Annotated in this window: 7 protein-coding genes; 2 read left to right on the forward strand and 5 right to left on the reverse strand. The window is 62.0% G+C overall.

The window, feature by feature from the left end; translation table 11 throughout:
* Positions 1-193 precede the first annotated feature (193 nt).
* Together gatB and NKI85_RS20335 are read left to right on the forward strand one after the other, a co-directional pair.
* A complete protein-coding gene (gene gatB / locus NKI85_RS20330) occupies positions 194-1693 on the forward strand; it encodes an Asp-tRNA(Asn)/Glu-tRNA(Gln) amidotransferase subunit GatB (protein ID WP_352526512.1) in 1500 nt (499 codons plus the stop codon).
* Position 1694: 1 nt separating this feature from the next.
* Positions 1695-2183, forward strand: coding sequence for a GNAT family N-acetyltransferase (locus tag NKI85_RS20335; RefSeq protein ID WP_352526510.1), 489 nt, complete (start codon positions 1695-1697; stop codon positions 2181-2183).
* Positions 2184-2199: 16 nt separating this feature from the next.
* On the opposite strand, the gene NKI85_RS20340 is transcribed toward NKI85_RS20335, so the two are convergent.
* The 5 genes from NKI85_RS20340 to NKI85_RS20360 form a co-directional block, all read right to left on the reverse strand.
* Positions 2200-2631: a hypothetical protein gene (locus NKI85_RS20340; protein WP_352526508.1), complete on the reverse strand. Its 432-nt coding sequence runs from the start codon at positions 2629-2631 to the stop codon at positions 2200-2202.
* Between the two features lie 58 nt (positions 2632-2689).
* Positions 2690-3901 (reverse strand): hypothetical protein, encoded by a 1212-nt coding sequence (locus NKI85_RS20345; RefSeq protein ID WP_352777632.1) that lies wholly within the window; start codon positions 3899-3901, stop codon positions 2690-2692.
* A gap of 148 nt (positions 3902-4049) precedes the next feature.
* The gene (locus tag NKI85_RS20350; RefSeq protein ID WP_352777634.1) at positions 4050-4349 is read right to left on the reverse strand and encodes a hypothetical protein; all 300 of its coding nucleotides are present in this window, start codon (positions 4347-4349) and stop codon (positions 4050-4052) included.
* Positions 4350-4444: 95 nt separating this feature from the next.
* Complete coding sequence (locus NKI85_RS20355; RefSeq protein ID WP_352777636.1) at positions 4445-5845, reverse strand: ArnT family glycosyltransferase; 1401 nt, start codon at positions 5843-5845, stop codon at positions 4445-4447.
* 207 nt (positions 5846-6052) lie between these two features.
* A partial coding sequence (locus NKI85_RS20360; protein WP_352777638.1) for a response regulator transcription factor occupies positions 6053-6302 on the reverse strand: 250 nt, incomplete at its 5' end.

Here is a 6302-nt window from a genome sequence, read left to right on the forward strand (position 1 = left end):
TGCGGCTAGGAGGTCAGGGCCTTACCGAGCCTGAGCGTAAGTGGACATCCACTCTCCATTGGGATGAGCGGCGAAAGCGGCGGAACAGGCCAGCCTGCGGCTTTGCGCTTGTCTCTTTTGGCGGTTTGCACTAGCGAAGTTGCACATCAAATATGCGTTCTCGCATATCCGCAATTCCAATATGCAGGCCCCTATGAGCATCATCGATACCCGCACGCCCGACGCCAAGCGCCTGGTTCCCGGCGCCACCGGCGACTGGGAGATCATCATCGGCCTCGAGGTCCACGCGCAGGTGACCTCGCAGGCAAAGCTGTTTTCCGGCGCCTCGACCACTTTCGGCGCCGCTCCCAATGCCAATGTCAGCCTGGTCGATGCGGCGATGCCCGGCATGCTGCCGGTCATCAACGAGGAATGCGTCAAGCAGGCGATCCGCACCGGGCTTGGCCTGAAGGCTGAGATCAACCACAAATCCGTCTTCGACAGGAAAAACTATTTCTATCCCGATCTGCCGCAGGGCTACCAGATCTCGCAGTTCAAGCAGCCGATCGTCGGCGAGGGCAAGGTGATCGTCTCGGTCGGCCCGGATCGGCAGGGCGAGTTCGAGGACATCGAGGTCGGCATCGAGCGCCTGCATTTGGAGCAGGATGCCGGCAAGTCGATGCACGACCAGCATGCGACGATGTCCTATGTCGATCTCAACCGCTCCGGCGTGGCGCTGATGGAGATCGTCTCCAAGCCGGATATGCGCTCCGCCGATGAAGCCAAGGCCTACGTCACCAAGCTGCGCACCATCGTGCGCTATCTCGGCACGTGCGACGGCAATATGGACGAAGGCTCGCTGCGCGCCGACGTCAACGTCTCGGTGCGCCGGCCCGGCGGCGAATTCGGCACGCGCTGCGAGATCAAGAACGTCAACTCGATCCGTTTCATCGGCCAGGCGATCGACTATGAGGCGCGCCGCCAGATTGCCATCCTCGAGGACGGCGGCAGGATCGAGCAGGAAACGCGGCTGTTCGACCCCAACAAGGGTGAGACGCGCTCGATGCGCTCCAAGGAAGAAGCGCACGACTATCGCTATTTCCCGGATCCCGACCTTCTGCCGCTGGAATTCGACCAGGCCTATGTCGACGAGTTGGCAAAGGACCTGCCGGAACTGCCGGACGCCAAGAAGACGCGGCTGATCGCTTCGCTCGGCCTGTCGACCTACGACGCCTCGATCCTGGTGTCGGAAAAGGCGATTGCCGATTATTTCGAGAAGGTGGCGGCCGGGCGCGACGGCAAGCTCGCCGCCAATTGGGTCATCAACGATCTGCTGGGTGCATTGAACAAGGCCGGCCAGGATATTGAAAACGCTCCTGTTTCGCCCGACCAGATTGGTACGGTCATCGACCTGATCAAGGAAGGCACCATCTCCGGCAAGATCGCCAAGGATCTGTTCGAGATCGTCTGGAACGAGGGCGGCGATCCTCGTCAGCTGGTCGAAAGCCGTGGCATGAAGCAGGTCACCGACACCGGCGCCATCGAAAAGGCGGTCGACGAGGTGATCGCGGCCAACCCGGACAAGGTCGAGCAGGCGCGCGCCAAGCCGACCATGGCCGGCTGGTTCGTTGGCCAGGTGATGAAGGCGACCGGCGGCAAGGCCAATCCGCAAGCGGTCAACGAGCTGGTCAAGGCCAAGCTCGGGATCGAGTAGGATGTTCATCCGCACCGCCGGCGAGCGCGATCTGGCGGCGGTGCGCGCATTGCTGATCGAGACGTGGCATGCCACCTATGACGCCATCTACGGCGCGGCGCGGGTTACCGAAATCACCGATGAATGGCATTCGATCGCCGCGCTCAAAGCGCGGCTGACGCGGCCGAACTCGGAGTTCCTGGTCGCCGACGACGGCAAAAGCATTGGCGGCATGGCTTTCGCCGCCGCCACCACGGATGCCAGGATCGTCATGCTGAACCAGCTTTACGTGCATCCTGCCTGGCAGAGGCAAGGCATCGGCCAGGCGCTGCTGGACGAGATCGAGGCCAGCTTTCCGGAGGCCCGAACGCTGCGCGTCGAGGTCGAGGAAGCAAATGCTCCGGCCATCGCCTTCTACCGCTCGAGGGGGTTCTTGCCCGCCGGTAACACGGCCGATTGCGGTGGCGCCTCAGGGTTGCCGGCGCTGGTTTTGGAGAAGCCACTCGGATAGCTCGTTCGCCTGACGCTCAGTTGCGTTTCTCAGGCAGGTTGGAGCAACCGGCAGCGAGAAACTCGCACGGCAGGCTGCCGCCGCCGCCCGACGTGTGCGGGGGCGTAGCGGCTTCGATTTTTTCGACCTCGTAATATTTCGAGGTGACGCCCCATTTTTTAACGCCCTGGCACGTCGAGCGCACGCCAACCTCCGTCGCCTTCGCCGCCGTCTTGTAATAGGTGGTGATCCGGCAGGATTGGCTGACCGGCAAAGCGTTCGCCGGGCTCGTGACCGGCGGCAAGAAGTTCGGTAAAGCAAGCAGTGAGATTGCCGCAATGATCCGCGCGGCGGGCATGGTGTGGGGAAGGTGCAGCATCGTTTGTCTCCATCGATGGCGCCACTCGCTCTTGGCGAAGCGGCGCGTTTGTTCCCGCAAGATCAGGCCATGAAGCCGGGCCTGCCGCATCTGCCGCGCGGGGGGCGGCAGCAGTCTGAACCGCCGCCGTCATCCGCGAGCGGCCGCGTCAGGGCGTTTTCGGCTTGATGAGCGTCTTTATCGGAACGGCGACTTTTGGGGGCCGGACCGTACTGGCTCCACCGTCGACGGCCAGCCCGCCGCTGTTGAGATAGCGTACCGTATAGTGCAGCTCGTAGCCCGGAACTCTGATCCATGTAGGCTTGTGATTGAACTGGTCCGGAGGCCTCGAATACCACTTCGGGATCTGCATGATCTTGGAACCGGCACCGAATCCCGCAGTCTTGGCCGCTACCGCGAAGGCGCTGTCTCTGGGATCGTTCGGCGGCTGGTCGACATTGCCGATGACGACCAGCGAATCGTATTTTCGCGCGTCGAGCCTGAGTGCGGGAAGGTTCAGCGCAGCCACGTCGCCTTCGCGCATCGTCAGCGCCTTCTGAAGGCCGTCCTGATTGGCGTAGACGTTGAGGTTTATGGCCTCGGATACCGCATAGACCACATTGTTGTGGAAGTCGCGGGCTGCCAGGCGCGTGAGGCTGTCGAATGTCACTTCAACCGTCGGCTTGGCTATGGCGTCCGTCACCACCAGGCCGCGCCGCGGCACGGTCCAGAAGATGAGATCATCGCCGGTGGCTTGCGTGCCGGCATCGGAGCCGTCTATGGCCGAGCATTTCGAATTCGGAACCGGCGTCGTCACCGGCAGCGGTGCCGAAAACGAGCTGCGTACCTGGGCGTCGATGTAATTGCCGACGTTGAAAACGTCTTCGAGGACGTTGCCGCCTTCGAAGCTCGCCGGGCCGGGTTGCGAGCGGATGATGACCTGGCTGGAATCGGTCTGCCAGCGGCTGCAGAAGACGTTGACGTCTATGGGAATGCCGATGTGGCGGTCGGACGTCACCGGGATCGAGACTTTGATGGTCAGGATATAGGGAACTTTGACAAACCAGCTGTTCGGCTGGTTCAGCATCTGCGTCGCAAAGCGCGACGGCCGCCATTGCTTCAGCGATTCGATCGATGCGCGCGACGATCGTCCCTGGGCGCTTAACTGTGCGTTGGTGGCGTCTACCTTGGCTTGCGCCAGGTTGCGGACGGTGTTGGTGATCAGGAACACGCCGAGATCGGCTTTGCAGGGCTTGTTCGATTGTGCGGGATTGCATGAGGCAAGTGTCGCACTGGGAACCGGCGGCCCCGAAGGCGGCGGCTGGGCGGCCGCGGTGGCCGCCATCAGGCAGAAGAACAGCATCGTGCAGGTTTTCAACATGGTACCCTCGCTCCGTGGTTGGAAACCACCCTCCGGCTGGACAACACCATTTCTTCGATGGCGATTCATCGCCCGCACGGGGGATGGACCGTGAAACACCGGGCGGACCAGCGACGTCGAGCCGCCGCCGGTTCTTCGGAGTGGATGTCTACTGCTTCACGGCGCCCTTGGTCGTCGCCTTCGGCGCGACGACCTTGGGCTTGGGGGTTTTCGGGCCGGGATCGCTTATCAACGCGGCCGTGCAGGAGCATTTGCCCGAACCGCAATTCAGGTCGCCCTTGCACATTTTCGAATGCCGCATGTCGGTGCAGTCGGCGGTCCCGGAGCAGGAGCAACTGCCTTGCCCGATCGTTCCGGACTGACATTTGAAACTCCACGCCGGATCGGCGGCAAGGCCGATCACGGCGAGCGATAGGACAAAAAGCATTGTCGAGATGAGCTTGCGCATGAAATACCTCCCGGTTCTATCGAGCGATGGAACCACGGAGCAGCAACGCCTTCATCTCCCGCGCGGGGGACGAACTCGCATACCGGGGACGATCGTCAATGCTGTCCCTTCAGCACGACGAGATAACCGCGTTCGACGCGAAGCCGGAACGCGATTTGCCCTGCAGTCCCGGGATCCTTGGGAACCTTGTCGATGACATAGCCGCTGGGATGCGAGCTAAGCCATTCTTCCGGTTTGTCGGTGCTTTCGAATGGCCTTTGCAACCGGGCCAGAAAGCCGAGTTCGCCTTGATAGTCGAAAGCCACGGCCCAGTCCGCATCCTTTCGCTCGTCGATGAAGTTGGCGAGCGGCGTCAGGTCATAGCGTTTGAACGCAGTTGCCGATGCCACCGCGTGGCCGATGCCGAAAATGACAAGCATGACGACGGCCGAGCTTTTCAGCCTGGCGAGCGGGATCTCCGCCATGAAATATCCGAACAGGATGGTCACGAACGGCAACATCGGCACGACATAGTGGGGCTGCTTGCCGGATATCGCGCTGAACACCAGCAACACGGCAACGAACGAGAACGACAGCAGGCGCAAGGCGCGCAGATCCGGCGACTTCGCGTCGATCAGGCTGCGTATCCGCGTGCGCAGCTTCAACCGCCACACCTCGGGTATGAAGATCCACGGTATGAACATGACCGGCAGCAGCAGCAGGTAGAAATAGAACGGCCGGCCGTGCGAATTGCGCAAATTGCCGGTGACGCGCCCCGCCGACTGGTTCCAGACGAGATCGTAGACGAAATCGCCTTTCGTCAGGATGGTCGCCGGCACCAGCCAGATCGCCACCGGAATTAACGCGGCGAGCACTGCCAGGCCCACTCCAGCGAGGAAGTTCGGCGTCGCCAGTCCCGCCCGCCGGTCGCGCCAGAACGGATAGAACAGGATGGGTGCGCCGATATGGATGAGCACCACCGGGCCTTTCGTCAGCACGCCCATTCCGATGAACAGCCCGGCCAATATGGCGTGCCAGCGGTTGCCGCTCCGGGCAAAGGCAATCAACGACAACAGCGCGGCGAGCACGAAGACCGTCAGCAACAGGTCGAACAGGATCAGCGTCGAATAGATGACGAACACGCTGCTTCCGGCGACCAGCCAGGGGATGCGCCGTGCGATGTCGTCGCGGCCGGGAAACAGGGTCTTTGCCAAAGTCGTCGTCAGCCAGATGACGAGCGAGGAGGCGGCGAAGATGACCAGCATCGCCGCCGGCCGGCTGGCGCCAAAAATGCTCCAGACAAGGTCGATGAGCCAAAACAGCAGCGGCGGCTTCTGCAGATAGGGCGCGAAGTTCATCGTCGGGACGAAGACCTGTCCGCTCAGATATATTTCCCAGGTGACGCTGAGATATCGCGTTTCGTCGACGGGCAGCAGTGGCCGGAAAGCGACCGCGATTACGATCAGCCCAAGCAGGAAGAGGTAGGGGAGCAGCCGCTCGGTAGATGTCGGTGTCAAAGATTGAGATCCGCGCCAGAAACCATTTTCTTTCCAGCCGAGCACAGCGCCGCGTTTCTGGACCGCGAACGACCGCACCATGATTTTGGCCGAATTGCAACGATGCCGGTTTCGTTTCGCAGATTTTGCGGACGATGTTCTTAAAGGCTTGGAAAACTTACCGGCCGAGCTCCTTGGACCACCGCCGGTCCGGGAAACCGGCGCAAATCAACTGGAGCGCAACGGCGGCGACAATTCGCGCATCAAGAGTTCGAGCTCGCGCTGATCGCCGGTACCGGTCTTGTCGAAGATCGTCGCCAGCTGCGACTTGACGGTGCCGTCCGAGACGCCGCCGGCTGCGGCGATTTCCTTTCGCGTCAGGCCGGCGGCAACGTGACCGGCGACGCGCCTTTCCGCCGCGGTCAGTCCGAACAGCGCCGCAATGGCGTCCAGCGCCGGAATTGGTGCTGAACCGGCC

Origin of the sequence: Mesorhizobium sp. M0571 (assembly GCF_040320985.1) — a bacterium.
Classification (GTDB): Bacteria; Pseudomonadota; Alphaproteobacteria; order Rhizobiales; family Rhizobiaceae; genus Mesorhizobium.